Origin of the sequence: Nonomuraea dietziae, assembly GCF_014195505.1 — a bacterium.
Lineage (GTDB): Bacteria > Actinomycetota > Actinomycetes > Streptosporangiales > Streptosporangiaceae > Nonomuraea > Nonomuraea roseola.
In genome coordinates, this window is the sequence record NZ_JACIBV010000001.1 from 110,135 (window position 1) to 135,001 (window position 24,867).

Annotated in this window: 29 protein-coding genes; 10 read left to right on the plus strand and 19 right to left on the minus strand. The window is 70.3% G+C overall.

Annotation, left to right across the window (positions count from 1 at the left end; translation table 11 throughout):
* Window positions 1-163: 163 nt before the first annotated feature.
* From FHR33_RS52350 to FHR33_RS00560, 3 genes are read right to left on the minus strand one after another with little or no spacing between them, the layout of a single operon-like run.
* The gene (locus FHR33_RS52350; protein WP_183641952.1) at window positions 164-835 is read right to left on the minus strand and encodes a winged helix-turn-helix transcriptional regulator; all 672 of its coding nucleotides are present in this window, start codon (window positions 833-835) and stop codon (window positions 164-166) included.
* Window positions 836-844: 9 nt separating this feature from the next.
* Window positions 845-1,543: an alpha/beta fold hydrolase gene (locus FHR33_RS00555; protein WP_183641954.1), complete on the minus strand. Its 699-nt coding sequence runs from the start codon at window positions 1,541-1,543 to the stop codon at window positions 845-847.
* Window positions 1,540-1,686 (minus strand): hypothetical protein, encoded by a 147-nt coding sequence (locus tag FHR33_RS00560; protein WP_183641956.1) that lies wholly within the window; start codon window positions 1,684-1,686, stop codon window positions 1,540-1,542. Before FHR33_RS00560 ends, FHR33_RS00555 begins: the two co-directional genes overlap by 4 nt.
* A gap of 153 nt (window positions 1,687-1,839) precedes the next feature.
* Here FHR33_RS00560 and FHR33_RS00565 point away from each other — a divergent pair, with 153 nt between their 5' ends.
* Both FHR33_RS00565 and FHR33_RS00570 read left to right on the plus strand, forming a co-directional pair.
* On the plus strand, window positions 1,840-2,823 hold the full coding sequence (locus FHR33_RS00565; protein WP_183641958.1) for a GlxA family transcriptional regulator: 984 nt from the start codon (window positions 1,840-1,842) through the stop codon (window positions 2,821-2,823).
* A gap of 69 nt (window positions 2,824-2,892) precedes the next feature.
* Window positions 2,893-3,501 (plus strand): cysteine hydrolase family protein, encoded by a 609-nt coding sequence (locus FHR33_RS00570; RefSeq protein WP_183641961.1) that lies wholly within the window; start codon window positions 2,893-2,895, stop codon window positions 3,499-3,501.
* Window positions 3,502-3,663: 162 nt separating this feature from the next.
* Here FHR33_RS00570 and FHR33_RS00575 read toward each other — a convergent pair whose 3' ends face one another.
* Window positions 3,664-4,440, minus strand: coding sequence for an alpha/beta fold hydrolase (locus FHR33_RS00575; protein ID WP_183641963.1), 777 nt, complete (start codon window positions 4,438-4,440; stop codon window positions 3,664-3,666).
* A 57-nt stretch (window positions 4,441-4,497) separates the two neighbouring features.
* Between FHR33_RS00575 and FHR33_RS00580 the strand changes: the two genes are divergently transcribed.
* The 3 genes from FHR33_RS00580 to FHR33_RS00590 all read left to right on the plus strand — a co-directional run bounded on the left by FHR33_RS00580 (window position 4,498) and on the right by FHR33_RS00590 (window position 6,386).
* On the plus strand, window positions 4,498-4,977 hold the full coding sequence (locus FHR33_RS00580) for a MarR family winged helix-turn-helix transcriptional regulator (protein WP_183641966.1): 480 nt from the start codon (window positions 4,498-4,500) through the stop codon (window positions 4,975-4,977).
* A 345-nt stretch (window positions 4,978-5,322) separates the two neighbouring features.
* Entirely contained in the window at window positions 5,323-5,826 is a 504-nt protein-coding gene (locus FHR33_RS00585; RefSeq protein WP_183641968.1) for a hypothetical protein, read from the plus strand.
* A 188-nt stretch (window positions 5,827-6,014) separates the two neighbouring features.
* Window positions 6,015-6,386 (plus strand): DUF6234 family protein, encoded by a 372-nt coding sequence (locus FHR33_RS00590; protein ID WP_183641970.1) that lies wholly within the window; start codon window positions 6,015-6,017, stop codon window positions 6,384-6,386.
* A 269-nt stretch (window positions 6,387-6,655) separates the two neighbouring features.
* On the opposite strand, the gene FHR33_RS00595 is transcribed toward FHR33_RS00590, so the two are convergent.
* The 3 genes from FHR33_RS00595 to FHR33_RS00605 form a co-directional block, all read right to left on the minus strand.
* Entirely contained in the window at window positions 6,656-7,219 is a 564-nt protein-coding gene (locus FHR33_RS00595) for a TRADD-N-associated membrane domain-containing protein (protein ID WP_183641973.1), read from the minus strand.
* 79 nt (window positions 7,220-7,298) lie between these two features.
* Window positions 7,299-7,766 (minus strand): Clp protease N-terminal domain-containing protein, encoded by a 468-nt coding sequence (locus FHR33_RS00600; RefSeq protein WP_183641976.1) that lies wholly within the window; start codon window positions 7,764-7,766, stop codon window positions 7,299-7,301.
* Between the two features lie 6 nt (window positions 7,767-7,772).
* Window positions 7,773-7,976 (minus strand): helix-turn-helix domain-containing protein, encoded by a 204-nt coding sequence (locus tag FHR33_RS00605; protein WP_183641979.1) that lies wholly within the window; start codon window positions 7,974-7,976, stop codon window positions 7,773-7,775.
* A gap of 51 nt (window positions 7,977-8,027) precedes the next feature.
* Between FHR33_RS00605 and FHR33_RS00610 the strand changes: the two genes are divergently transcribed.
* Window positions 8,028-9,446 (plus strand): FAD-dependent monooxygenase, encoded by a 1,419-nt coding sequence (locus tag FHR33_RS00610; RefSeq protein WP_183641982.1) that lies wholly within the window; start codon window positions 8,028-8,030, stop codon window positions 9,444-9,446.
* Window positions 9,443-9,730, plus strand: a complete 288-nt coding sequence (locus tag FHR33_RS00615; protein ID WP_183641985.1) for a hypothetical protein — start codon at window positions 9,443-9,445, stop codon at window positions 9,728-9,730. The genes FHR33_RS00610 and FHR33_RS00615 overlap by 4 nt, the downstream gene beginning before the upstream one ends.
* A 43-nt stretch (window positions 9,731-9,773) precedes the next feature.
* Here FHR33_RS00615 and FHR33_RS00620 read toward each other — a convergent pair whose 3' ends face one another.
* Together FHR33_RS00620 and FHR33_RS00625 are read right to left on the minus strand one after the other, a co-directional pair.
* A complete protein-coding gene (locus FHR33_RS00620) occupies window positions 9,774-10,259 on the minus strand; it encodes a Clp protease N-terminal domain-containing protein (protein ID WP_183641988.1) in 486 nt (161 codons plus the stop codon).
* Complete coding sequence (locus tag FHR33_RS00625; RefSeq protein ID WP_183641990.1) at window positions 10,256-10,492, minus strand: hypothetical protein; 237 nt, start codon at window positions 10,490-10,492, stop codon at window positions 10,256-10,258. The genes FHR33_RS00620 and FHR33_RS00625 overlap by 4 nt, the downstream gene beginning before the upstream one ends.
* Before the next feature lie 116 nt (window positions 10,493-10,608).
* Here FHR33_RS00625 and lnt point away from each other — a divergent pair, with 116 nt between their 5' ends.
* A complete protein-coding gene (gene lnt, locus FHR33_RS00630; protein ID WP_221240848.1) occupies window positions 10,609-12,132 on the plus strand; it encodes an apolipoprotein N-acyltransferase in 1,524 nt (507 codons plus the stop codon).
* Window positions 12,133-12,135: 3 nt separating this feature from the next.
* Here the strand turns inward: lnt and FHR33_RS00635 are convergent, their stop codons facing one another.
* From FHR33_RS00635 to FHR33_RS00645, 3 genes are all read right to left on the minus strand, one after another.
* Entirely contained in the window at window positions 12,136-13,368 is a 1,233-nt protein-coding gene (locus tag FHR33_RS00635; protein ID WP_183641993.1) for an MFS transporter, read from the minus strand.
* A 125-nt stretch (window positions 13,369-13,493) separates the two neighbouring features.
* Window positions 13,494-14,501 (minus strand): sigma-70 family RNA polymerase sigma factor, encoded by a 1,008-nt coding sequence (locus tag FHR33_RS00640; protein ID WP_246451543.1) that lies wholly within the window; start codon window positions 14,499-14,501, stop codon window positions 13,494-13,496.
* Window positions 14,502-14,608: 107 nt separating this feature from the next.
* Window positions 14,609-14,914 carry a hypothetical protein gene (locus FHR33_RS00645; protein ID WP_183641999.1) on the minus strand — a complete coding sequence of 102 codons (306 nt, stop codon included), beginning with the start codon at window positions 14,912-14,914 and terminating at the stop codon, window positions 14,609-14,611.
* Window positions 14,915-15,106: 192 nt separating this feature from the next.
* On the opposite strand from FHR33_RS00645, the gene FHR33_RS00650 reads away from it, so the two are divergent.
* Window positions 15,107-16,333, plus strand: coding sequence for an MFS transporter (locus tag FHR33_RS00650; protein WP_183642004.1), 1,227 nt, complete (start codon window positions 15,107-15,109; stop codon window positions 16,331-16,333).
* Window positions 16,334-16,467: 134 nt separating this feature from the next.
* Here FHR33_RS00650 and FHR33_RS00655 read toward each other — a convergent pair whose 3' ends face one another.
* The 5 genes from FHR33_RS00655 to FHR33_RS00675 form a co-directional block, all read right to left on the minus strand.
* Window positions 16,468-17,178, minus strand: coding sequence for a hypothetical protein (locus tag FHR33_RS00655; RefSeq protein ID WP_183642007.1), 711 nt, complete (start codon window positions 17,176-17,178; stop codon window positions 16,468-16,470).
* A 439-nt stretch (window positions 17,179-17,617) separates the two neighbouring features.
* Window positions 17,618-18,337 carry a MerR family transcriptional regulator gene (locus tag FHR33_RS00660; RefSeq protein WP_183642010.1) on the minus strand — a complete coding sequence of 240 codons (720 nt, stop codon included), beginning with the start codon at window positions 18,335-18,337 and terminating at the stop codon, window positions 17,618-17,620.
* 28 nt (window positions 18,338-18,365) lie between these two features.
* The gene (locus FHR33_RS00665) at window positions 18,366-19,790 is read right to left on the minus strand and encodes a serine hydrolase domain-containing protein (RefSeq protein ID WP_221240850.1); all 1,425 of its coding nucleotides are present in this window, start codon (window positions 19,788-19,790) and stop codon (window positions 18,366-18,368) included.
* A gap of 479 nt (window positions 19,791-20,269) precedes the next feature.
* Window positions 20,270-22,021 carry a glycoside hydrolase family 35 protein gene (locus FHR33_RS00670; RefSeq protein WP_183642016.1) on the minus strand — a complete coding sequence of 584 codons (1,752 nt, stop codon included), beginning with the start codon at window positions 22,019-22,021 and terminating at the stop codon, window positions 20,270-20,272.
* Between the two features lie 196 nt (window positions 22,022-22,217).
* Window positions 22,218-22,520 (minus strand): hypothetical protein, encoded by a 303-nt coding sequence (locus tag FHR33_RS00675; protein ID WP_183642019.1) that lies wholly within the window; start codon window positions 22,518-22,520, stop codon window positions 22,218-22,220.
* Window positions 22,521-22,713: 193 nt separating this feature from the next.
* On the opposite strand from FHR33_RS00675, the gene FHR33_RS00680 reads away from it, so the two are divergent.
* Window positions 22,714-23,457, plus strand: coding sequence for a class I SAM-dependent methyltransferase (locus tag FHR33_RS00680; protein WP_183659803.1), 744 nt, complete (start codon window positions 22,714-22,716; stop codon window positions 23,455-23,457).
* 201 nt (window positions 23,458-23,658) lie between these two features.
* Here FHR33_RS00680 and FHR33_RS00685 read toward each other — a convergent pair whose 3' ends face one another.
* Window positions 23,659-24,039 (minus strand): hypothetical protein, encoded by a 381-nt coding sequence (locus tag FHR33_RS00685; protein WP_183642022.1) that lies wholly within the window; start codon window positions 24,037-24,039, stop codon window positions 23,659-23,661.
* Window positions 24,036-24,623, minus strand: coding sequence for a TetR/AcrR family transcriptional regulator (locus tag FHR33_RS00690; protein WP_183642024.1), 588 nt, complete (start codon window positions 24,621-24,623; stop codon window positions 24,036-24,038). Before FHR33_RS00690 ends, FHR33_RS00685 begins: the two co-directional genes overlap by 4 nt.
* Window positions 24,624-24,867: the final 244 nt, after the last annotated feature.

Genomic DNA, 24,867 nt, shown 5'->3' on the forward strand with positions numbered 1-24,867 from the left:
CTCGGCGATGCGGGCGGCGCGACAGGCCACAGACCGACCGAGGCGAGGGTGTGTCATCCCTCGACGAGTGCACGACCCGGCCGCGGGGATTCGGGCGCTACCGGACGGGCGATCCGGCCGCGTCAGCCGGCGCCCCGGGAGTCGATCGGCCGGCCTACAGGGATCAGGCCTTCCTGGCCTGCGCGCGTGGCAGGCGGAACAGCCCTTGCAGCCTGCGCAGAGCCTCGCGGTCGCCGGAGGCGGACGCGGCGCCGCCCTCGACCACCTCGGCGAGAGTGAGGCCGTGTCCGGTCAGGTCGAGGAACGCCTCCTCGCCGATCGTGATGATCACATCAGGGTGCTGGGCTGGACCGTGCAGCGTCTCGATCGTGCCGTCGTCGATCCTGGCGTGGAAGACCTCGTCGTCGACGCGGAACTCATACACCGCGCGGAGCCCGTCGGCGGCCTCGGCGTCGAAGCAGGCCCGCAGGCCGAGCACCGCCCAGCCCGGATGGAACGTCTCGCTCTCGCGTCGTTCGCCCATCGCCCACTTCAGGCCCCACCGTGCCAGCGCCAGGACCGCGGGGCCGAGTTCCTCGCCGGACTCGGTGAGGGCGTAGGCGGGAGTCCTGGCGGGCGGCGGCAGCGTGATCTTGTGCGCCAGTCCTTCGCGCTCCAGATGCTTCAGCCGGGCGGCCAGCAGCCCGGTCCCGAGGCCTCGCAGGCTGGCCTGCAGGTCGCCGAACCGCTTCGGCCCGGTCAGCAGCTCACGGATCAGGAGCAGCGTCCAGCGCTCGCCGACAAGGTCGAGGGTGCGCGCGGTCGCGCAGTACTGGTTGTAGGTTCGCTGCTCCACTTCAACATCTTAAACTTCGAGCTTCCCCTTGTTGAACGAGCGACTCTCCAGGAGTATCCGGGCGAGCGGCTCCGGACGGGTGAGCATCACGTCGTGCGGGCCGTCCAGGCCGAGCGTCCGGTACCCGAGGGCTGCGCCGAACCGGTCGAAGGGGTAGGTCTGCGGTCTGCAGTAGACGGCCGTTCCTGGAATCCGGTCGACGGCCCCGCTCAGGCGGGTCCGCTCGGTGAACGTGCGCAGCGGCTGCGGGAGCAGGCGCGCGGCCAGCCAGGCCGCGTCGTCGCCGTCGACGATGCCGAACGCCGCAGGGGGCGGGGCCGGGATCCGCCCTCCGTCCCCGAGCGTCTCGGCTGCCGCACGGACGGCTGTGACGAAGGCGGCGGGAGCCAGGCTGAACATGCCGGCGCCGTCGGCCCCTGCCCACCCGTCCACCAGAACGACGTGGTCGACGGCCTCGGGCCGCGCGTCGGCGGCCTGCCGTACGACCAGGCCCGCGTAGCTGTGCCCGACGAGCACCAGCTCTTCCTCGCCGCCGACGGAGTCGATGGCGGCGGTGATCGCCTCGGCGTGGTCGTGCAGCCCGTGATCCCCCGCAGCGCTGAGGTCGGGGGTGAGCGTGCGTGCCCCGGTGGCGTGCAGCAGGGGGACGACCCGGTCCCATGCCCATGGGCCGTGCCAGGCGCCGTGGACGAGAACGAACGTGGTCACTGCCGAACGACCCCCTCGGCGGTCTGGGCCCGCTTGGGCTTGTCGGCCTGCCGCGCCTGGACGACGAGCCGTCCAGGCTCGTGCTCGCCCAGAACGGTCTGGTCGTGCGTCGGCATCAGGTAGCCGACCTCCAGCCGTGCCATCGTGCCTCCCGGTCGTCGTGAGGTCCCGATCCTAGCTGTTCGCTTCTTGATGTTGAAGTGCAAGATTCTGTTTCAGGTAGCGATCGCAACATGTCCGAATGTGACAGATAACTGTCGTTGCGGTCATCCCGCGAGGTCAGTGACAATCAGGTCATGTCCACCGCGCACCGCGTCGTCATCGCGCTCTTCCCGAACGTCGACCTGCTCGACGTCACCGGTCCGGCCGAGGTGTTCGCCCTGGCCAACCGGATCGGTGGCCGCGCCCTGTACGACGTGCGGCTCGCCGGACCCCAGGGCGGCCCCGTCACCACGGCCGCCGGGGTGCGGCTGCTCGCCGACGTGCGGTTCGACGAGGTGGGCGACCAGGTGGACACCCTGCTGGTCCCCGGCGCCGTGGACGTCACCCCCGACGGGCCGCGCGCGCTGACGGACTCGGAGGTGGTGGCATGGGTGCGGCGGACCGCTCCCGCCGCGCGCCGCGTGGCGTCGGTGTGCGTCGGCGCGCACATCCTCGCCGAGGCAGGGCTGCTGGACGGCCTGACCGCCACCACGCACTGGTCCACCGCCGCGCAACTGGCCGCTGACCACCCGAACGTCACGGTCGACCCCGACCCGATCTTCGTGCGGTCCAGCGGCCGGGTCTGGACGGGCGCGGGCATCAGCGCCTGCCTGGACCTGACGCTGGCGCTGGTGGCCGAGGACCATGGGGAGGAGGCGGCTCTGGCGGTGGCTCGCGAACTGGTCGTGTACCTCAAACGCCAGGGCGGACAGAGCCAGTTCAGCGTCCCCCTGACCCATGCCGCCTTGAATCGTCGCGACATCGACGACCTGTGCCTGTGGATCGCCGAGCATCTCGCCGAGGAACTCACCACCACTGAGCTGGCGGCTCGGATGGGGCTGAGCCAACGCCAGTTCACCCGGGTGTTCCGGCAGCAGACCGGCACCACTCCTGCCGCCTACATCGAGTCCGCCCGCGTGGAGATCGCGCGACGACTGCTGGAGAGCACCGACCTGCCGCTGCCGCAGGTGGCGGCCGACAGCGGACTCGGCTCGGTGGAGACCCTGCACCGCGCGTTCCGCCGTCGCCTGGGCACCGGCCCAGGCTCCTACCGCCGTCGTTTCCACACGGTGGCCTGACCCTTCACCCGCTCGCCGTCCGCCCGACGGCGGCGCGAGCATGCCCGAAAGATCGAAAGGAAACCCACCATGAGCACCATCGCCTCGCCCACCCTCCGCCAGGTCGTCGGGCTGCCCACCGGCCCTGCGCGCCTGGCCGACTCCACGCTGGTCCTGATCGACTACCAGAACACCTACCGCACCGGCGTCATGGCCCTGCCCGACGCCGAGCGGGCCCTTGTGGCCGGATCCCGCCTGCTGGAACGCGCCCGCGCCGCCGGAGCCCACGTCATCCACGTCGTCAACGACGGCGGTCCCGGCACCCCCTACGACGTCCGGGCCGAGATCGGGGCCATCAGCCCGCAGGTCGCGCCGCGCGACGGCGAACCTGTGGTGGTCAAGACGTTCCCCGACGCCTTCCACCAGACCGACCTGCAGCAGGTCCTGAAGGACCTGGACGCCGGACCCGACCTGGTCCTGGCGGGGTTCATGACGCACATGTGCGTCACCTTCACCGCACAGGGAGCGTTCAACCTGGGCTACCACCCCACCGTCGTCGCCGACGCCTGCGCCACCCGCCCGCTCTCCGGCCCCGACGGCGCGCCGCTGTCCGCCGACACCCTGCACGCCGCCGCCCTGACCACGATCGGTGACCTGTTCGGCCTGGTGGTGCCCACCGCCGACGCCCTGCCCGTCTGACAGGCTCTGGTGGCGGGCGTGGGGGAGTGCCGGCAGCGCGTCCCGGCGGTCGGCGTAGCGGTCATCGAACCGGGCGGGACGCTCGGTATGAGCACCCGGACTCCGCGGCGACCGGTTTCCCGCACGCGTCGTCGCCATACACGCGCGCGGCGTATCCAGGTATCACACAGTGCGCAGGAAGTCTTCGAGGATCTCGTTGTAGACGTCCGGGCGCTCCATGTTGGGGTAGTGGGCGGTCCCGTCGATCGAGACCGCGCGGCCGTCGGCGACGGTGCGGGTGAGGCGCTCGGCCATGCCGATGTGATCGGGCGAGTCGATGGCGCCGTTGATGGCCAGCACGGGAACGTCGATCGTGGTGACGCGTTCCCAGGTGTCGCTCACCGGGACAAGCAGGTTGGGCTCGTCCTTGGTGTGCTTGGACATGGTGCCCCTGGCCATCCTTCGCTGGAGGTCGACGAAGGCGGGGTCGAGGTCGTCGAGGGTGCGCTGTGGGCCCGCGGCGAAGAGGGTGAACGCCTCGACGGAGGCGTCCAGGTCACCGGCGGCCATCGCCGCGTGCCAGGTGGTCCACACCTGGTTGGTCCAGGGGTCGGTGAAGTACGGCGCGCTGGTCCCTGCGCCGGTGACGACCACGGCGCTGACCAGTTCCGGGTGCTCCAGCGCGGTGTCGACCGCGGTGCTCGCGCCCATGGAGACACCCACGAGGACGGCGGGGCCGGTGTCCAGGTGGGTCAGCAGCGCGGCCAGGTCGTCGGTGAGCCGGTACGGCTCACCGACGTTGGCGGACAGGCCGTGGCCGCGGGCGTCGGGCGCGATGACGCGGTATCGGGAGGTGAAGTGCGGAATCTGGTCGTCCCACATGTGGTGGTCGAGGAAGCCGCCGTGCAGCAGGACGAGGGGGCGGCCGGTGCCGGTGTCGAGCCAGAACAGATCCTTCATGACAACTAAGGTGTCATTATTGGCCGGAAATGACAACCCAGATGTCATCATGGTGAAGTGAGCGAGAGCGAGACAGAACGTGGCCCGGAGGCCGAAGAGCTGACCGACCGGCTCGTCGAGGTGTTCGACCTGGTGGGGCCGCTGTACCGGCGCGCCCAGCGCAAGGTGGAACAGGACGCGCCCATCGAGGGGCTGTCGGTCGGGGTGCGGGCCGTGCTCAACATGCTCCGCGAGCACGGGCCCATGACCGTCCCCCAGATGGGCAGGGCACAGGCGTTGAGCCGCCAGTTCGTGCAGCGCATGATCAACGACGCGGCCGCGCGACACCTGGTGGAGTTCGTTCCCAACCCTGCGCACAAGAGGTCCTCGCTCATCCGGTTGACCGAACAGGGCCGAGCCGCCATCACCGCCGTCATCGACCGCGAGCGCGCGGTGCTGGGCCAGCTCGGCGGCGACCTGAGCGACGCCGAGGTCGCCGTCTGCATCCGCGTGCTCTCACGTCTCCTTCGATTCCTCGACAACGTCGACGTGGATTGAGACCAGGCCGCGCACTCCGGTGGCGGCCATGTGACGGCCGGCCAGCGCACCGCGGCAGGCCCTGGTAAACGCCGAGGGCCAACGCCGGTCTGCTCGTGGGCGGGCCCACCTGCCAGCCCTCGGGGCGGAGGACGCCTTCGCCAGGGTGCATGGATCCGTCGCTGTAGGAGACGGCCGGCTGGTCTCATTCTCTTGGCTTCTCCGGTCTCGCTCGTGGCCGCTGAGCTGTGATGGGCGGCTCTCACGGACGCCAGGGACCGGGCGTGGGGCACAGGTGTGAGTCTCCGCTCGCCTCGACGGCAAGCCTGACGGAGTCACCGGGTGCAGGTGAAGGACACTGCTGTCATGAACGCGCATGAGATGGCTGCGGCGCCCGAGCGGGTGGAGTACGCGGGCGCCGTGTACGGCTCGCTGCTGGCGGCCTCCGTGGTCGTCGGTTCCACCGCGGAGGGAGGACCGCCCTCGGCCGGGGAGCTCATCGTCCTGCTGATCTGCACGGGGGTGGTGTTCTGGCTCACCCACGTCTACGCCCAGGTGGTGAGTCACGGATATCCCGCCAAACCCCTGAGCTGGCGTAACGTGCGCACGGTCGCCCAGCACGAATGGCCGCTGGCCCAGGCGTCGTTCCCGCCGGCCATAGCGGCCGCCTTCGCCTCGGGGCTGGGCATGTCCGACGTGGTCTCGGCCTGGGTGGCGTTGTGTGTCGCGGTGGCCGGCCAGATCGCCTGGGCCGTCGCCGCCGCGGTCAGGATCCACGCCTCCATGCGGGTCGTCATCGTCTCCGGCGTCGCCAACCTCGTCCTCGGCCTGGCCCTCGTCGCGCTCAAGACGGTGATCGCCGGCCACTGAGCTGCCGGCGACCGGTCAGGCGCAGGGTGGTGGGAACGGCACGTCGGGTCCCTGCGGCAGCGTGCTGCAGTCGTCGGAAGCGGCGCACGTCGCGACGTGATGCCCGTTTGTGGAGATCTGATGGAGGTTCGCTGCCTTTTCTGTGATCATCGGGATCTTGGGCCGCGGCATGTCCCTACGCTCGTGGCGTGGACATCGTCATCAGGCTCGTCCGGCGGGGGATACCGCCTCTGGCCGTCCTCGGCGCCGACATGCTGCTCATAGTGCTGGCAGGCCGGATCGTGGTGGGCGCGCACCTGCGGGGCAAGCTGTGCGACGGGGCAAGCGTGTGGTGCGCAGGCGGGGATCCGACCCCCGCCGAATGGGTCGCCGAGATGGACTTCCGAACAGTGGTGACCTTCTGGGCGTTCGGGGGCGTCGCCGTGATCATGCTGGTGAGCGCCGTGTGGGCGTGGCGCCGCCGCTTCAGAGTCTTGGCCGCGGTCCAGTTCCTCGCCCTGGTCGTGCCTCTCCTCGCCATCACTTTCCGAGCCCTGAATCCCTACCCCTCACTCCACTGAGGATCTGAACTCAGACAGGACTGGAAGAGGACGTCGTGCAGCAGGGCGGGCAGTTGCCGGAGGCGGACGACATCTCCGGCGCACGCCATGCCGCTACCGGACGGCTGTGGTGCAGCCGGTTGGCCGATACCGCGCACGATACGAGGCCCAGATCACGTCGCTGTTCAACTGGGCGACATTCGCCCCGACGCAAGCCGCGGTTCTCCGGTCCCGGCGACGTTCTCCCGGTTCGGTTGTGGAGGGCTTCTTCGGGGCCGGCCAGGTTTCGGTCAAGGGGTTTCCTTCGCCGTGGGAGTGGGCTCCGTCTCAGCCGCGGCAGTCGGCTCCTGGGAAACGGCGGGCTGGACCATGGCGCGCAGCATGTCCGAGGCGAGGGATGCCTGGCGTTCGGCGGGTAGATCCTTCATGGCCTCGAGGAAGCGTTCCGCGGCGAGGTAGCGGGAGAACTCCAGCGGCTGGTTGAAGTAGGCGCGCAGGTGGCTTGCGGCGGTCTCCTGGGAGCGGACGAACGGCCGGCCGATGTAGGCCCCGAACGCCTTGGCGGCGGCGCCGAGCGCGCCGGTGACGATGCTGGCCGATGTGGTCGGGCCCCTGAGGGCCAGGTAGGCGAACGCCGTCAGGAGCAGGAAGCCGCCGACCATCGCGAGCTGGGCGTTGCGGAAGCTCTTGCGCGCCTGCGTCGTGGCGATTTCGTGGTAGAGGTCGAGCCGCTTCACGTCCGTCACCGATTCCGTCTCGAGAGAGACGATGGTGAGCACGCCCAACGCGACGATCAGCGCGGCGAGCAGCAGGATGGCTGACGGACCGAACGGCGCCCGGGGCCTCGGGGTCATAGATCAAGGGTGCCATGCGAACGGCCTGCCTCCTGCGCGAGGCGCGCGACCTGCTGCCCTGGGGCCCATGCGTGCGTGGTCAGGCGGCCAGTCGCGTGCGGACGGCCGTCCGGTCGACCCCCAGTTCGTCGATGAGCTCGGCGACCGGATCGGGGCGCGCCTGCGCGAGCAGGGCCAGTAGCAGCTGGCTGGGTCCCTCCGTGTCGCGGTCGCGCCTCTTGGTGGACTTGACGGCCTGGTTGATCGCCGCCCTCGCACTCGTCGTCAGCGCGGTGCCGGGCACCGGAGGGTGCTTGCGCGGCCTGCTCTGTGGCGCCTGCCCGACGTCGATGCCGATCGCCCGCAGCGCCGCGCCGTCGAGCGCGTCGAGCGCCGCCCGGGCGTCCGCCACGCCCACGCCGAGCGCCCTCGCCGGCGGCCCTGCCGGGTCGCGCAGCAGGCCCAGGAGTAGGTGCTCGGTGCCCAGACGTCGGTCGCCGCGCTGCCTGGCCTCGTCCATCGCCGCTTTGATCGCCACCGCGAACGGGCTCTTCTCACTGCCGAACATGCGTCCTCACTTCCCGTACTTGGCGTGCACCGACTGGCGGGACATGCCGAGGGCGTCGCCGATCTGCTCCCACGTCCAGCCCTGCTCCCTGGCGAGCGCGACTGACACGGCCTCGACCTGCTCGGCCAGCCGGTGCAGGGCGCCCACCGCCCGAAGGCCTACCGCGGGGTCGTTCGACTTGATGCGTTCCGAAAGGTCTCCCAGCTCCACATCGTCAGGCTAGCTTGACAGCGCGAATTCTGTCAATCTAGCCTGACAGGCATGGACGAGGTTGTGATCGTAGGAGCGGGCCCCGTGGGCCTGATGCTGGCGTGCGAGCTGGGTCTGGCCGGCGTGCGCCCGATCGTGCTGGAGAAGCGGCCTGAGCAGGGTGACCTGCCGAAGGCCAACGGGCTGGGCGGGCAGATCGTCCAGTTCATGGACTACCGCGGGCTGCTGGAGCGGTTGAGCGAGGGCAGCTCGTTCGCCGGTCGCCCGCCGGGGTTCCCCTTCGGTTCCGTGCCGTTGAGCTTCGCGGGGCTGGACGACCCTCCGCTGCGGGTCGTGCTGATCCAGCAGCCGCGGCTGGAGCGGCTGCTGGCCGAACGCGCCGTCGAGCTGGGCGCCGAGATCAGGCGGGGACGCGAACTGCTGGACCTGTCACAGGACGAGGAGGGCGTCACGCTCGACCTGCCCGGCGAGCGGCTGCGGGCGAGGTACGTGGTCGGCTGCGACGGCGCCCGCAGCCTGGTGCGCGAGCAGGCCGGGATCTCCTTCCCCGGCACCACCGACGACGAGGTGCTGCGGATCGGCCACTTCACGACGCCCGACCTCAAGGGGCCGTTCGAGCAGTACGAGCACCTGGGCCTGCGGCAGGGCTGGAACCGCACTCCGCGAGGGCGCCTGCTGGTCACCTCGTTGCAGCCGGGCGTGCACATCGTGGGCGTGCGCGAACGCGGTCAGGAGCCGGAGGGACCCGTGACCCTGGCCGACTTCGAGGCGGCGGTGCACCGCGTACTGGGTTCCGGGCTCCCGCTCGGCGAGCCGATCTGGCTGTCGAGTACCGTCTCGCAGGCCCGTCTCGCCTCCCGTTACCGCGAAGGCAGGGTGTTCCTGGCGGGAGACGCCGCGCACCTGTTCCCCGCGGGCGGCTCGGCGCTCAACGTCGGCCTGACCGACGCCGCCAACCTCGGCTGGAAGCTGGCGGCCGTGCTCGCCGGGCGCATGCCGTACGACCTTCTCGACACCTACGACGCCGAGCGCCGGCCCGCCGGCGCGCACACTCTCGCCCACACCCGCGCCCAGGCGGCGCTGGAAGGCCTGGCGGGGGAGAACGGCGACGCGCTGCGCGAGCTGCTCACCGAGCTGTTCGCCTACGAGGGGCCCGCGCGGCACCTCGGGCAGCTGCTCCATGGCTCCGACATCCGGTACGGCACAGCCGGCCATGCCCTCGTCGGCCGCTTCGCCCCCGACCTGCCCCTGACCACCGCGGCAGGACCCACCAGGGTGGCCGAGCTGATGCGCGGCGGCAGGCCGGTCCTCCTCGACCTGGGCGGCGGGGGACTGAAGGGCGCCGGCTGGGTCGATGTGGTCCGCGCCCACACGGACGACCCGCCCGCCGACGCACTGCTGATCCGCCCCGACGGCTACATCGCCTGGGCGGGCACGGCCGACCTTCCCGAGGTCTGGCTCGCTTCGTGAGCGGACGGCCGCGCATCGACTTCTTCGTCGCGACGGCTGATCGGCTGGAACGTACGCTGGAGCCTGTGGAGACAGGTCGCTGTTACGCGTGCAAGCGAGAGTTCAGCTTCGATCCGGGGGAGGTCGTGACGTTCCTGGTCGATCCGGCGACCGGCCTGCCGCCGGGCTTCTCCGCTCTGGGCTCCTTCCGTCCGGCCACGCCGGAGGCCGTTGCCCGGTCGGGCGACCTGCCCGTCTGCCCGGACTGCGTGGAGAGGGCGAAGCGATTCCAGCCCGGTTCCTGACCGGCGCCCACATGCCCTGGCCAGGGCGCCGGCGAGTGCCGGCTTACTCGGTGCCGTCGTCGGCGATGGCGTTCTGGACCCGGGTCAGCAGGTCGGTACGGTCGACGCCGGCCAGGGCCAGGGCCCTCGGCACCGTGCCGACCTCGGCCTGAAGGATCCCGAGCAGCACGTGCGCCGGTCGCAGGTCCTTCTTGCGGGGGCCGGCGGCGAAGCCGCGCTCAAGGGCGAGCTTGGCCGTCGCGCCCATGGTGGGAGGGCGGTTGACCGGGGTGCTCGACCGGGAGAGGCCGAAGGAGGCGCGCGACACCCCGACCGCGCTCAGGCTGTGGTCGAACTCCCGGTCGAGAGCGGCGAGGACGGCCTGGTGGTCGAGGCCGGCGGAGGCCAGGAGGCGCTGCGGCGCGGTGCCTTCCTGCGCCGCGACGGCCAGCAGGAGGTGCTGCGCCTCGACCGTGGGCGATCCGTGCCTCTGCGCCTCGACCGCTCCCTCCGTGATGATGGTATGGAGATAGGTGTCGAACATGTTCATGGTGAACGTCTCCTCAGCTTGACGCCTGCGGCGATGAGCCGCTTGGCGTGCTTCCTGTGGACCGCCTGGCGGGTCACGCCGAGCGCCTCGGCGACCTGCGGCCAGCTCCACTCCGCGCGCATTGCCTGCTCGACGGCGGCGTCCTCCAGTTGGTCGGCCAGTCGGCGCAGCGCCACCACGGCCGCCAGCGCGTCGGCGGGATCCTGAGGGGTGGGGATGTCAGTCGCGGACATACAAGCAACACTAGTTGACTAGTTGTAACGTAGTCAACATGGGTTGCTTGGAAGGGGCGTCTGGTCTGCACGGCGGCAGGCGCGGTGACGTGCGCCGGGTGGGGTAGCTGGACGATGTGTCGACCGCGTCCGTCACCGTCACGGCCGAGCGCGTCGGCGTGGCGCGCCGCTGGGGCCCGCGCCTGCTTGCCGCCCTGACCGGCGCGTGCCTGGCCCTGGCCTTTCCCACGGTGAATGTCTGGTGGTGGGCGTGGTTCGGCCTGGTGCCGTTCCTGCTCCTGGCGGCAGGCGCGGGGACGTTCCGTGAGGCGGGGTGGCGGAGCTGGTGGGCGTCGGCGGGCTTCTTCGGGACGCTGCACCACTGGGTGCTGCCGTTCCTGGGGGTGTTCTGGCCGCTGGCGGTGCTGGTCATCGGGCTGGTGTGGGTGCCGTTCGGGCTGGTCGCGTACGGCTTACTGCGGCGCGTCTCCCCGGCCAGAGCGGCGGTGGCGCTGCTGGTGCTGCCCTCGGTGTGGGTGGTCGTCGAGGCGCTGCGTTCGTGGCAGCACCTCGGCGGGGCGTGGGGGCTGCTCGGGTCCAGCCAGTGGCAGGTGCGGCCGGTGCTGGGGCTGGCCGCGCTCGGCGGGGTGTGGCTGCTCGGCTTCACGCTGGTCGCCGTCAACACCGGGCTCGCGATCGCCACGCTCCGGGGCGCGAGCCCGCGCGCCAGGCTGGCCGGCGGGGGAGCCGCCGTGGCGCTGGCCGCGCTCGCCGCGTGCTCCGGGCTGGTACGGCCTGAGCCCGTCGTGAGCGGTGTCATGCGGGTGGCGGGCGTGCAGCCTGGCCCGGTGCCAGGCCCCGACCGGCGCGTGGCCGCGCACCTGCGCCTGACCGGCGAACTCGCCGGCCGTGATCCCGACGTGGTGGTCTGGGGCCAGAGCAGCGTCGGCCTCGACCCCGCCCGGCGTCCTGACGTGGACCGCCTGCTGCGCAGGGCAGCCGCCGAGGTGGGCGCCGACCTGCTGGTGAACGTGGACGCCGCCGATTCCTCCGGCAGGATCGCCAAGTCGGCCTACCAGTACACACCGAACGGGGTCGTGGACACCTACGTCAAGCAGCGCCTGGCCCCGTTCGGCGAGTACATCCCGCTGCGGCCGGTGCTCGGCTGGATCGCGGGGCATACCGAGGCGGCGGAGAAGGACCGGATCACCGGTGCGGGGCTGACCGTGTTCGAGGTGGCAGGCCGCCGGGTGGGGCCGCTGATCTCGTACGAGTCGACCTTTCCCGACCTGCGGCGCGGCCTGGCCCGCAGGGGCGTGGACGTGACGATCACCCAGGGGTCGCTCACGACCTTCCACGGGAGCTGGGCGCACGCGCAACAGGCGAGTTTCGAGGCGCTGCGGGCGGTCGAGTCGGGCCGGCCCGCGGTGCTGGTCGAGCTGGACGGCACCTCCGCGGCGTTCGACGCGCGCGGCCGGCGGCTGGCCTGGTTCCCGCCCGACTACCGTGGCGCGTTCGTGGTGAACGTGCCGCTGTCCGCCGAGGAGACGCCGTACGTGCGGCTGGGCGACTGGGTGCCCGCCCTGGCGGGCGGGATCGCCCTTGGCGCCGGGGCCGCGGCAGCCGCCCTGCGGATTCACCGGCGACGCGCCAGGCGGTAGGCGTCACTTCAGGCGTTCGGCGGTGGGGGTCGTCTCCCCCCGCGGCTGCCGCGCGCCTTCCTCGGTCACCGGCGGCCTCAGGAAGCTGGTGGCCCAGGCGACCGGGATGGCGACCACGGCGATGATCAGTGCGGTGAGCACCGCGGACGAGGCGGAGAAGCTGCCGATCGCCGCGCCACCGGCGACCGAGCCGAACGCGATGCCCACGTTGGCCGCCGAGGCGGGCAACGAGGAGGCCAGCGCGCCGCCGGGCCCTGCCAGGCTCACCACGCGGTACTGGAGCGAGGGCACCATGCCCAGGGCGAACAGACCCCAGGCCAGCAGCGCCAGCGCCACGAGGAGCGCGATCGCGCCGACGAGGTGGAGGACCAGCAGGCAGGCCGCCACGCCGATGGTCGCGACGATCAGGGTGCGTGCGGCGTTCGTGTCGGCGAAGCGGCCGCCGCCGAACGAGCCGACCGCCGTGGCCACGCCGTACGCCAGGAGGAACGCGCTGACCAGCGCGCCGGAGACACCCGTGACGCTCTCCAGGAACGGCACGATGTAGGTCAGCGCCGAGTACAGCGAGGCGAACACCAGGAAGTTCAGGAACAGTACGGCGAGCACCCGCGGGGCGAACGCGTACGCGGCCTGGTCGCCCGCGCCGCCGGTGCTGGGCACGGAAGGGATCAGCGTCACCGTGGCGATCAGCGCGATCAAGCTGAGGGCGACGACCGCGGTGAACGAGCCGCGCCAGCCGAGCGCCTGGCCGACCAGCGTGCCCAGCGGCATGCCCAGCGCGGCCGACACCGCGAACCCGGAGAAGACCGCGGCGATCGCCCGCCCCATGCGCTCCGGTGGGACGATCGACATTCCCACCACGAACGCGACGGCGACGAACAGGCCATGGAGCGCCCCGGTGAGGGCACGCGCCGTGACGAACAGTCCGTAGTCGGCGGCCAGCACCGGGACCAGGTTGCCCAGGACGCACAGGACGACCGCGCCGATCAGGACGGTCCGCTTGTCCAGCCTGATCGTCAGCGCGGTCAGGATCGGACCGCCGACGGCCAGACCCAGCGCGTAGGCGGCCACCAGAGCGCCGGCCGCGGGTATGGAAACCCCGAGGTCGGCGGCGATGAGGTTCAGCACGCCGACCACGAGCAGTTCGGCAGTGCCCAGCACGAACGTTCCGAAGAACAGCGTGGCCAGGGCGAGATTCGTCCTGCCCTGGCTCAGCGCAGCTTGCCGGGTACCCATGTGTACCTTCCTTGTCGTGTGACCGAAGTACAGCGCCGCAGCGTCCGGCTCGCCGGTCCATCCACCTACGGGCGGGTGGGTCCCGCGGCCCGGGTTCCTGCGGTGTCTCTCTACCGTGTGGTCGGTCAGGAGCCTGGCGGGTGGTCCGGCAGGCCGAACACGGCGAACAGGCCGGGGTCGTGGAACATGGTGATCCGCGTGATCCCTGCGGCGGTGAGGGTGAGCACCAGGATGGCGTGCGCATGGTGCCGCCCGTCCTCTTGGCGCAGGTACACCCCGAAAGCGGGCTGCCCGTTGGCCGAGGTGGGGATCATGCGCATGGCGCCGGGGGTGCGCAGCCGGGTGGCGAGGAACCGTCCGACGTGCTCGCGGCCGGCGAACCAGGTCGGGATCGGCGGCATCTCGAAGATCGCGTCCTCGGTCAGCAACCGCATGAGCGAGGCGATGTCGGCGTCCTCGAAGGCGGTGGCGTACTGGTCGACCAGCGCGCGCTGCCGAGGGTCGGTGGGCTCCACGATCTCCTCCTCGGCGGGGTTCGCCCGGGCGAGCTGAGCCCTGGCGCGCTGGAGCGAACTGTTGACTGAGGCCGTCGTGGAGCCGAGCAGTTCGGCGACCTCGGACGCTCGCCACGCGAGGACATCACGCAGCAGCAGCACGGCGCGCTGTCTCGGTGGCAGATGCTGCAAGGCGGCGATGAAGGCCAGCCGCATGGTGTGCCGAGATTCCACAGTGGCGGCCGGATCGGCCGGTGTGGAGCCGAACAACGTGTCGGGAATGGGCTGCAGCCATGGTGTCTCGGGCTGCCGCGGATCCAGCGGGCCCTCCGGGTCGTCACTGGGGGCGCCCAGTCCGGACGGCAGCGGGCGCCGGGCTCCGCGCTCAAGCGCCTTGAGACACGCCCTGGTCGCGATCTTGTACAGCCAGGTGCGCAGCGACGACCGTCCCTCGAAGTTCCCGTAGCCGCGCCAGGCCAGCAGATAGGTCTCCTGGACCAGGTCCTCGGCCTCGTGGACCGAGCCGAGCATCCGGTAGCAGTGCGCCAGCAGCTCCCGTCGGAACGGTTGGGTGAGCCTGCCGAAATCCTCTTCGCCCGGGCTCGCTGTCGCCACCCGTGGCGGGCCGGCTGATGACAATGCTGCTCCTCTCATCGCTCGCGGACGCCCCCGTCTTGTCGGTCGTCCCCATCATGGGCGGCCGCTCACGAGCGCGCCACGCGCCCATGAGCGGCCGGTCGCGGACCTCAGTCAGCAAGGAGGCGGTACGAGCCGACCAGGGTGGCGTCGGACCGGTCCAGGGGAGCGACCAGCCGCTCGCCGATCCCTTTCTGGAACTCCTCGAACGCGGCCGACTCCGTCAGCGGGTTCGTCTCGCCCTCGACGATCCCGACATGGACGAAGCTCACGCCGTCGGCCAGCCGGAAAGTGGCGTAACGCAGGCCGTCAGGGCGCTCCTCGTTCAGCTGGGCGAACACCTGCCGCACCAGGCGCTGGTTCTCCTCGGCCGCCTCGGCCCCCGTCTCGTAACGGACCACGAACATCCTGCTCATTGGCGTCTTCTCCCGTGTCCACCTGCTACGGCATCTGCCGCAATACCTGTATGGATCCGGGAGGTGGCGAAAACTCATCGCGAGAGGTGGCCGACCCTCGCAAGGGCGAGGGAGGCTGTCGGCAGCGCGCCTCCTCGGGAGAGGCGAAAACGTGTTGCCGCGGCTCCCTCCGAAACGTATGGTCTTGCGCTCGTGATCACAGTGGTGGAGAGGGTCCTGCCTGCCCGGCTGGGAACAGGATTCCGATGGTTGCTGGCCTCGAGCTGGCTGACGAATCTCGGTGACGGGGTCGCGGCCGCCGCGGGCCCGCTGCTGATCGCGACGCTGACGCGCGATCCGTTGATGATCTCGCTGTCGGCCCTGGTGAGCTGGGCGCCGCCGCTGCTCTTCAGCCTGTACGCCGGCGTGATGTCGGATCGGCACAACCGGCGCAATATCGTGCTCGTCGCGAACGCGGCGCGGGCTCTGGTGCTGGCGGCGCTCGTCGTGCTCATGGTGACCGGCACGGTGACCGTGGTGACGGCGCTGGTGGCGCTCACGCTCCGGTCCATCGCCGAGGTGTTCGCCGACAACGCGACGGCCACGCTGACGCCCATGATGGTCAGCAAGGACGATCTCGTCATCGCCAACGCCCGCCTGGGCACGGGGTTCATCACGCTCAATCAGCTTGCCGGGCCGCCGATCGGCGCGGCGCTGTTCGGCCTGGGCTTCACCTGGCCGTTCGCGGGCCAGCTGCTCCTGGTGGTGGCGGGGATCGTCCTGGTCTCCCGGATCACGTTGCCGCCGCACGGCCGACAGAGCGACGATCCCAGACCTGACACCGTACGGGAACTGATCGCCGGGTTCAGCTGGACCATCCGGCACGCGGCGGTCCGCACGCTGGCGCTCACGATCCTGATCTTCAACTTCACGTTCGGCGCGGCCTGGTCGGTTCTCGTCCTCTACACCCAGGAGCAGCTCGGCCTCGGCGCCATCGGCTTCGGCCTGATGACCACCATCGGCGGAATCGGCGGACTGATCGGCACCGGCCTGTACGGGGCCATCACCCGCAAGGTGAGCCTCGGCGCCCTGATGCGGATCGGCCTCATCATCGAAACGTTCACCCACCTGGGTCTGGCCCTGACCCATTCGCCGTGGGTGGCCGGGGGCATCTTCCTGGTCTTCGGCGCGCACGCGTTCATCTGGGGCACGACCTCGGTCACCGTCCGCCAGCGCGCGGTCCCGCGCGAGCTGCAGGGCAGGGTGGGCAGTGTCAACGCCATCTGCGTCTACGCCGGTCTGGTGGTCGGCTCGCTGATCGGCGGTGTTCTGGCCACCCGCTTCGGTGTCGCGGCGCCGTTCTGGTTCGCCTTCGCCGGCTCCGCGGTGTTCGTGGTACTGCTGTGGCGGCAGCTCATGCACATCGCCCACGACGACTGAGCCGCCACTTTCCGGTTCGATGGCCCCTCGTTCCGCTGCAGGTCTACGCGGGGAGCCCTGAGCGCGTGGCTGGCGATGTCCGCGGAGCTGCGGACCCCAACGGATGCCACGCTTTCGCGACACGCGGCCGCGGATCACTGTCCACCGGGGTCCGCCAGCCTTCGCAGGTCCGCTTCAGTCGCGTGCCGCGCCTGAAGGACGGCACGGCGGAGCACCTCCCGCGGCACCGCGTCAGACGCACCGACGGAGATCAGGACTCCGCCGTCCTGGCGCAGATACTGGTGCAGCCCGCAGAAGCACCCCCACGTCGGCTTCGGAATCTTGCCGGTGAGATACCACAGCCCTGGCCCCTCCCGAAGACAGGCGGGTTCTTCGTCCCGGCCGAAGGCGACCGCGAGAGTCTGCCCGCCACAGGCGCTCAGTGTCCCGCGCGTGGCGGCCAGTGAGATCGTGCGCTCCTGCCATACCTTCACGCCGGACGTGTCGACCGGCTCGAACGATGCCACGACCCAGGAGCTGTCACGCCCGGCCTCTCTGTGGCTCGGGATGTCAATCATGTAGATCAGGTCCCGCACCGGCGCGACACGTTCGGCGAGCGCGGTGGCCTCCCGCTCGGCACGGCTCTCCTGAACCAGGAACACCCCACCGATGACCAGCACCCCGCTCAGGACGAGCGAGATCAGCCCGGTCCAGCGCACCATCAAGACCCCTGCCACCAGCGCGTACGGCAGGCCGCCGAGTATCCCCGGCCAGTTCTGCGGCATGGACGCGGAAGGCTGGGAGAGAACCCAGAGACCGGCCCACCATCCGGCGCTTCCCGCAAGGCAGACGATGATCGACCACACGAGTGCGCCCTCTCGCAACGGTCATGGGCGAGGCGGCTGAGGTCAGGCTGCCCACCACGTAGAGTCCAAGGATCATCGCCGCGGCGGGGATCAGCATCACGGCGTGGTCGCCGCCCAGCGCGGCGATCAACAGAGCGCCGTAGACGAACGGTGTCACCACCAGGCCGATCAGCCAGACACTGCCGATCTGGGCGACCGTCGGGATCCAGTGGAGCCGTGGCCTGGACGCGCTCGTGCGCGCTGCAGGGATCATTCAGACCAATGTAGGCCAACTGCCACGCGGAACGCCGATGGGCACGATCGCCGCGGCCGCTGGACGATGTGGGCCGATAACCCGAGGGACCTGACGAAGCCGGACGGCTGCCATCGGAAGATCCTTCCCGCCGACTCATCACGCTCGGCCGGTCACACTCCCCACCGAGCGGCACACCATGGAGGCTCAGCCGGTCACGAGTCGGGCCAGGCGGTCCCAGGCCGGGGATGAGGCTCCGGGCTGGGATTGCGCGGCCAACCGGGCGATGGCCGGCTTCTGGACGGGGCGGGTCTCGGATCGGCTGTGGTGATTGGTGAACCAGTGCCGGGTACGGTCGGCGAGGCCGAGGAGGCGGGGATCGTCAGGCGACCAGTCGTAGGCGGCGTCGTGGTCGAGGTAGAGGGCGCGGAACTCGGGATCGGCCATGAGCTCGCGTTTCTCGGCGATCCACAGGGAGGTGTCCTCGGGTGAGGCTGTCTGCAGGAGGATCCAGCCGTCGCGTTCCAGGTGGATCTGGCGCTCGCTGACGCCGAGGTCGCGCAGGTCGTCGAGATAGTCGGCGACCTCGGGGGAGACGAAGAGCCGGTCGCCGCCGCGCAGCTGGGCGAGCTGGTCGCGGGTTCGTCCCAGCCGCGCGATGCGGTCCTCAAGATCCTGATCGATCTCGGCGATGGCGGCCGTGAGCGTCTCCGGGTCGGCGTCGAGAAGGTCCCTGATGCGGGCCAGTGGCACGCCCGCATGGGCCAGGGTCCTGATCTTGACGAGGGTGATGGCGTCTTCGGCGGTGTAGCGCCGGTAGCCGGAGGAGTCGCGGTCGGGCTCGGTGAGCAGACCGCGCTCGTGATAGTGGCGGATGGCCTTGATGGTCACTCCGGCGTAGTCCGCGAGCTGGCCGATCGTGAGCATGTTGGACATCCTTCCACCAACGGCGGGGTCAGGCTCGGCGGGTCAGGCGGCCGCCGCCGTTGCGGAAGCGGGCCTGGCCGTCGCGGACGTCGTGGAAGGAGACGAGCAGCAGCCGCAGGTACCCGTCGAACGCCTCCAGCGGGTAGCCGGCGGGCGCGAAGAGGCCTGACCGGATCGGCACGTAGCGCTGCGGCGGGGCGGAGGTCATGCCGCCGGCGAACTCGGTGAAGATCCGCTCCTGAGACTCGTCCGCCGGCTCGTAGGTCATCCGCTCCTCGAGCTGGCCGTCGACGATGCTGACGTCGATGCGGAGCTGGTTGGAACGGTAGGTGCCCACGTAGGGGGCGAGATCGACGTCCTGCTCCATGTCGGTGACCAGCTTGGGGATCTGGACGCCGAGGTGCTCGCTCAGGAGCCACTGCAGGATCTGGTCCTGCAGCATGATCGCCCCCGGGTTGTTGCCGTAGGCGGCGAGGACCAGGTCGTGCTCGGGGAGCACGCACAGGAGCGAGACCCCGCCGGGCGAGGCGCCCGACATGGCCAGCACGGTCGTGTCGCCGAACGGGTACAGCACCCAGCCCAGGCCGATCGGCGGGGTGTTGGGGCTGCCCGTGTCGTAGGAGACCTGCTGCATCAGGGCGGTCGACTCGGCCGACAGGACCCGTGTGCCGGAAGGGGACACGCCCCCCGCGAGGTGGGTGCGCCCGAAGGCGAGCAGGTCGGCGATGGTGCCGATCGGCGTGCCGCCGGCCGGGCCCCAGGTGTCGGGCAGCGTGAACATGGTCGTGGGCTTGGGCGCCATGGTCTCGAGGTCGAGGAAGTGGCCGACCGCCGTGCTGCGCAGGATGGCCTGCTCGGCGGAGGTGCCGGAGTCCTTCATGCCGACCGGGGCGTAGACCTCGCGCGCCAGCAGGTCGTGGAAGGGCAGGCCGGTCACCACTTCCAGCAGGCGGCCCGCGACGATCATGCCGCCGTTGGAGTAGCTGAGCTGCTCGCCGGGCTCGAACAGGGTGCCGCAGCCGCTCGCCAGACCCTTGACGTAGGCCTTCAGGGCGTCGCGGCCCTTGTCGTCGGGGAAGTACAGGTCCGCGTCGATGCCGTTGGTGTGCCCGATCAGGTGCCGGACCAGAATCCTGTCCGCCGCGCCCGGCACGGCCAGCGCGAAGTCGGGAAGGTACTTCACGACCGGTGAGTCGAGGTCCAGCGACCCGCGGTCGACCTGCTGGAGGACCAGGGTGGTGGTCAATACCTTGGTGACGGAGCCGAACAGGAATCCGGTGTCCTGCAGCATCGGGGCGCCGGTGGCGAGGTTCGCGGTGCCGTGGGCGACGATGATCTGCTCGCCGGCGTGGTAGACACCGGTGACGAACCCAGGGACGTTGTTGGACTCGCAGTAGGCGGCGGCCTGCTCGCGGATCTGTGCTTCGACGGTGTGCAGTGCGTTGTCGTTCATGCAGAGCATCCTCGGACCTTGACCTAGGGGCAAGGTCAAGCCGGGAAGACGAAAAGCGGTGAGCTGGTTCGGCCGTCGATGCGAACGCCGAGGACGGCACCTCCTGATCGACGAGCAGTCCGTCATGGAGACCGGCCGGGCTGTCGAGAACGCGAGGACGCCCTGACGACTCCACGGCCGGGCAGGCACCCCTCGGCCGACTTCGTTCCCGACGGGATCGTCGACCAGTACCCGGCGTCCGAGCCTGTGGACCGGTCGGCCGAGCTCAGGTACCAACAGCCACAAAAGACCGACATGCGTTTCCACGGGCTCGGCTTGGCGAGGCTGTGCCTGTGAGCGACAGCATGGCGGAGGGGGTGCTCTCCCGTCCCAGGCTCACGGCCGGAACGCCGGGCCGCCGGTCCAGGCGCCGCTCCCAACGGCGTGCCGGGCACCGTACCGCAGGGTCGGTGCCCGGCCACAGCGTGCCCGTGCCGGTCCTACTCCTCGGTGGGGCCGAGATCGGGCGTCTGCTTGAAGTCGACGGTACGGGCGTGGTGGGAGGCGTGCAGTTCGAGGACGATGATCTCGTTGGTGCCCTTGCGCAGCACGGGGGCGGGGACGTAGAGGGACCGTTGGGGGCCGCGGGACCAGTAGCGGCCGAGTGCGAAGCCGTTGATCCACGCGTTACCCTTCGTCCAGCCGTCGAGATGGAGGAAGGTGTCGGCCGCCTCGACCACCTCGAACGTGCCGCGGTGGAACGCAGGCCCGATCGTCACGGTCCTGGTGGCGGCGAACGGGAGCCCTTCCAGGGAGGTCAGCGGAAGCGGACGGCTGGTCCACCCGGCGAGCTCCGAGCCGTTGAGGAGGACCTCTCCGAGCAGTCCCTTGCGGTCGTGGATGCCCACCCCGTAGTTGACGCGACCCTGGTTCTCCACGAGCACACTGAGGACGCTGCTCTCGCGCGGCACGGTGAACGCGATGGCATGCTCGTGATTCTCCCGCTCCAGGACGCCGACGGGCTGTCCGTCCAGGAAAACCTGGGCGCGGTCACGGACGTGCTCCAGTTCGAGCAGGACGGGCCCGGCCGCCGGCAGCGTGGTGTCGTAGAGAACGAAGCCGAAGTCCTGCCGAAGCTCTTCCATCGTCAGCGGATGTCGGGACTCGACGGCCTCGCCGAGCGACTCGGCGTTCTCCAGCAGGCCCGCGCTCTGCGTCAGCGGTACGGCAGGCACGGCGAGCTTGGCCGCGGGCGCGGGGACGGGCTCGTCGGGGACTGTCGCGTACTTGGCGATGACCTCGCGGAAGGCGGTGAACTTCTCGGTGGGGTCACCGGCTTCGTCGAGAGGGGCGTCGTAGTCGTAGGAGGTGACGGTCGGCCGGTAGGTGTGCTTGTCGTTGGCGCCGTTGGTGAACCCGAAGTTGGTGCCGCCGTGGAACATGTAGAGGTTGAGCGAAGCTCCGGTGGCGAGCAGTTCGTCAAGCTCCTGCGCCGCCTGGTCAGCGTCGCGGACCACATGGTGGGAGCCCCAGCGGTCGAACCAGCCGATCCAGAATTCCGTCGACAGCAGCGGGCCGGTGGGCTGGTGGGCGCGCAGCGTGGCGAGGCTCTGGGCCGAGCGGCTGCCGAAGTTCGCCGTGGCGAGAATGCCCGGCAGGGCTCCGCGCGACAGATCGGCGGGCTGGTCGCAGGTGAAGAGCGGGACGTCGACGCCGCACCGGCGGAGCGAGTGGGCGAGATGCTCGAGATAGGCGGTGTCGTCGCCGTAGGCTCCGTACTCGTTCTCCACCTGGATGGCGAGGATCGGGCCGCCCCGCGTGGAGAGGTAGGGCTGGAGCGGGGTGAGGAGCCGGGCGAAGTAGTCGTCGACCGCCGAAAGGTAACGGGGGTCGCGGGTGCGCAGCCGGAGGTCGGGTTCGGCCAGGAGCCACGAGGGCAGCCCGCCACCCTCCCATTCGGCGCAGATGTACGGGCCAGGGCGAAGCAGGACGTGGAGACCCTCGGCGGCGGCGAGGTCGAGATAGGCGGGCAGGTCGAGTTCGTCGTCCATGCGGAACCGGTCCGGCCGTGGTTGGTGGAGGTTCCAGGGGACGTACGTCTCAATGGTGTTGAGGCCCATGAGGCGCGCCTTGCGGAGCCGGTCAGCCCACTGCGCCGGATGGACACGGAAGTAGTGAAGCCCGCCGGACAGGAGCCGGAAGGGTTCACCGTCGAGTCGGAATCCGCCGTCGTCGATCTGAAGAACGGGCATGCGCTGCTGCTCCTGTGCTGAAAGACCCTGAGGTCGGCGGAGCGCCGTGCCCCGCCTGTATGTTTACGTAAACATACAGGCGGGGCAAGCCCTCGTCGACGCACGCTCCCTGCCCGACCGGGGGCTCAGCCGTTCCAGACGACCGACAGCACCTACCTGGAGTGAGCACTACAGGTAGGTGGACGACGCCTGACGGTCACCTGTGCTGTGCGGGCTCCTCGGCCGGTGAGAGCGAGGCTCCCTCCTGGCCGAAGGTGATCACGATGTACCTGCCGTTGGCGTAGCTGATCACAGGCCGCCGCAGCATCTCGCCCACCCGGCGGGCGACCGCCTGGAACAGCTCCACCATCTCCGGCGTGTCGGCGCTCACCCTGAACCGTCCGCTGCCGAGGAGCTCCTGGGCGACGAGAGTGGAGAAGTTCGCCACGCCCCTGGCCTTCTCCTCCGCGTCGAGAGGGGTGCGCCGGGGCGCGGGCTGCGTTCCGGAAGCGTGGCTCATCGCTGATCTCCTCGTGATCGCCGGCCTCCCAGCATGCCACCCCGCGCCCCCACCCTGGACCCATGCGGGAGCCACCGGACCTTAGCGAAGCCGTCGGATCGGGAGGCCCGGCATGCGCCGTCGCATCGCCGCCGCTCTCGCCGCCGTGAAGTTCGGTGGACACCGCTCACACCCCGCGGCCATCGTTGGCGGCATGGAGCAGGAGGAGATCTGGGGCATCGATGCCGCCCGGGGCTATGACACGCCGGGCACCGGCATGTTCGCGCCTGAAGTCCTGGAGCCGACCGTGGACCGCCTCGCCGAACTCGCGGGCGACGGGAAGGCACTCGAGTTCGCCATCGGAACCGGGCGGGTGGCCGTGCCGCTCGCCGAGCGTGGGGTGCCCGTCACCGGCATCGAGATGTCATCTGCGATGATCGACCAACTGCGGACGAAGGCGGACGAGGCGACGATCCCGGTGATCGTCGGCGACATGGCGACCGCCGTCGCTCCAGGGGAGTACACGCTCGTCTACCTCGTCTACAACACGATCTCCAACCTGCTCACCCAAGCCGAGCAGGTCGCCTGCTTCCGCAACGCCGCCCGCCACCTCACGCCCGGCGGCCGGTTCGTGATCGAGCTCTGGGTTCCTGAGCTGCGCAAGCTACCGCCGGGTCAGCAGGCCACGGTCTGGCATTGCGAGCCAGGCTACATCGGGCTGGACACCTACGACGTGCTGCGCCAGCACGTCGTGTCCCACCATTTCAGGTTCGACGACAGCAGGCAGGCTCGGCTGTTCCGTAGCCCGCACCGCTACATCTGGCCGGCGGAGCTCGACCTCATGGGGCAGCTGGCCGGGTTCGAGCTGGAGGCCAGGCATGCCGACTGGTCGGGAGCCGACTTCACCGCCGAATCGCGTTCCCACGTGTCGGTCTACCGCCTCCCGCGCGGCCACTAAGCGGCTTTGGTGAAGTCTGCTGCTGATCCATTGATGCGTGCGCGTTGACGGTTCAGGGCTTGGTCGACGGCGGTGCCGATCACGCTCTGCCTCATATCCGAACTTCAGCCGCATCACCAAGACCGGTCAGCTTGTGTGCGGGGAGGCTGCCGGCGGCTATCCGCCCCGCGGCACCGCGGCTGTATCTCTCCGGGGCTGTCGCTACGCGGCACCCACCACTGTCAGGACCGCGACCGGCAGGAGAAGAATCCACTGCGGCAGCCTGAGCAGTGGCTTCGGCCAGCCGACCGACAGCGTGACGACCAGGAAAGCGACTGCGTACGCCACGAAGTGCACAGCCACGAACCACGCCATCAGGCCGGTCGCTGACGTATCGTCCGCCAGCGCGAGGTAGACCAAGGCGGCCGCGGAGAGCACCAGGTCGGCGCTCACCATGTGCCACACGGCATGAAGAACGCGCTTGGGTTCGTCCGCGAGTCCGCAGGACAGCAGCGGGAGCACCACATCCCGGTGCCCGCCGACGATGTGCGCTGCGGCCACACCCAACGCGGTGATGCCCGCGGCGAGAAGCCAGCCGTTCATCGGATCTCGATTCCTTTGGCTATGACAGCAGCCAGCCGGCCGGCCAGCTGACGGTCGGGGCGTTCCCCGACCAGGCCGACGTGGAAGAACACGGCTCCTGCCAGCGTGTCCAGGACCAGATCCACGGGTGTGTCGGCCGCGATCTCCCCGCGCGCCACGGCACGCTCGAAGACGATCAGCAGCCGCTCCTTCGAGGGGGCCAGGAAGTCGCTGCGGATGCGCGCCTTCAGCACCGGATCGGCGGCGAAGTCAGCGAGCAGCCCTGGGAGCGCCGCTGCGGCGGCAGGTGCGTGGAACTCCTCGACCAGGCTCCGCAGCAGTGCGGTCAGGTCGCCGGCCAGCGTTCCGGTGTCCGGGGCCGGAACATGGTCGGTGGTCGTGAACACGGCCTCGAATACCAACTCCGGCTTGCCGCGCCACCTCCGGTACACCGTGTCCTTGCCGACACCGGCACGGGCGGCCACAGCTCCGATCGATGTCGCGGCGTAGCCGACCTCGATCACCAGCTCTGTGGCCGCGCTGACGATCGCCTCGTGCGAGCGGGGATCCCTGGGACGTCCCCTGGAGGACGGAAAGGAGCTCATATCGATTTACCATACGGGTCGACCCGTTTGCTAAGTAACCTGGGTCGGCGTCACGAGGACATCACTGTCGCAGAGCATGCACACGCTCGATGAGACGAGCCTCGGCAGTGGCACCAACCACAACGCGCTTACTCAAGACCGCTTGGCGTCGTTCGACGCCGGAGCGCCGGTGCCTCGTCACCGGCCAGGCGGGCCGCCGTGATCGTCGCCGTGCCTGCGGCGGCGACCCGGACGCCTCGCCAGA

Bases quoted from the DNA above. Each gene is read 5' to 3' on its own strand.
- FHR33_RS00560 (WP_183641956.1), bottom strand. From the start codon at position 1,686: ATGGCACGGCTGGAGGTCGGCTACCTGATGCCGACGCACGACCAGACC.
- FHR33_RS00565 (WP_183641958.1), top strand. From the start codon at position 1,840: ATGTCCACCGCGCACCGCGTCGTCATCGCGCTCTTCCCGAACGTCGAC.
- FHR33_RS00570 (WP_183641961.1), top strand. From the start codon at position 2,893: ATGAGCACCATCGCCTCGCCCACCCTCCGCCAGGTCGTCGGGCTGCCC.
- FHR33_RS00575 (WP_183641963.1), bottom strand. From the start codon at position 4,440: ATGAAGGATCTGTTCTGGCTCGACACCGGCACCGGCCGCCCCCTCGTC.
- FHR33_RS00585 (WP_183641968.1), top strand. From the start codon at position 5,323: ATGAACGCGCATGAGATGGCTGCGGCGCCCGAGCGGGTGGAGTACGCG.
- FHR33_RS00595 (WP_183641973.1), bottom strand. From the start codon at position 7,219: ATGACCCCGAGGCCCCGGGCGCCGTTCGGTCCGTCAGCCATCCTGCTG.
- FHR33_RS00600 (WP_183641976.1), bottom strand. From the start codon at position 7,766: ATGTTCGGCAGTGAGAAGAGCCCGTTCGCGGTGGCGATCAAAGCGGCG.
- FHR33_RS00610 (WP_183641982.1), top strand. From the start codon at position 8,028: ATGGACGAGGTTGTGATCGTAGGAGCGGGCCCCGTGGGCCTGATGCTG.
- FHR33_RS00620 (WP_183641988.1), bottom strand. From the start codon at position 10,259: ATGAACATGTTCGACACCTATCTCCATACCATCATCACGGAGGGAGCG.
- FHR33_RS00625 (WP_183641990.1), bottom strand. From the start codon at position 10,492: ATGTCCGCGACTGACATCCCCACCCCTCAGGATCCCGCCGACGCGCTG.
- FHR33_RS00635 (WP_183641993.1), bottom strand. From the start codon at position 13,368: ATGGGTACCCGGCAAGCTGCGCTGAGCCAGGGCAGGACGAATCTCGCC.
- FHR33_RS00645 (WP_183641999.1), bottom strand. From the start codon at position 14,914: ATGAGCAGGATGTTCGTGGTCCGTTACGAGACGGGGGCCGAGGCGGCC.
- FHR33_RS00660 (WP_183642010.1), bottom strand. From the start codon at position 18,337: ATGCTCACGATCGGCCAGCTCGCGGACTACGCCGGAGTGACCATCAAG.
- FHR33_RS00665 (WP_221240850.1), bottom strand. From the start codon at position 19,790: ATGAACGACAACGCACTGCACACCGTCGAAGCACAGATCCGCGAGCAG.
- FHR33_RS00670 (WP_183642016.1), bottom strand. From the start codon at position 22,021: ATGCCCGTTCTTCAGATCGACGACGGCGGATTCCGACTCGACGGTGAA.
- FHR33_RS00675 (WP_183642019.1), bottom strand. From the start codon at position 22,520: ATGAGCCACGCTTCCGGAACGCAGCCCGCGCCCCGGCGCACCCCTCTC.
- FHR33_RS00680 (WP_183659803.1), top strand. From the start codon at position 22,714: ATGGAGCAGGAGGAGATCTGGGGCATCGATGCCGCCCGGGGCTATGAC.
- FHR33_RS00685 (WP_183642022.1), bottom strand. From the start codon at position 24,039: ATGAACGGCTGGCTTCTCGCCGCGGGCATCACCGCGTTGGGTGTGGCC.
- FHR33_RS00690 (WP_183642024.1), bottom strand. From the start codon at position 24,623: ATGAGCTCCTTTCCGTCCTCCAGGGGACGTCCCAGGGATCCCCGCTCG.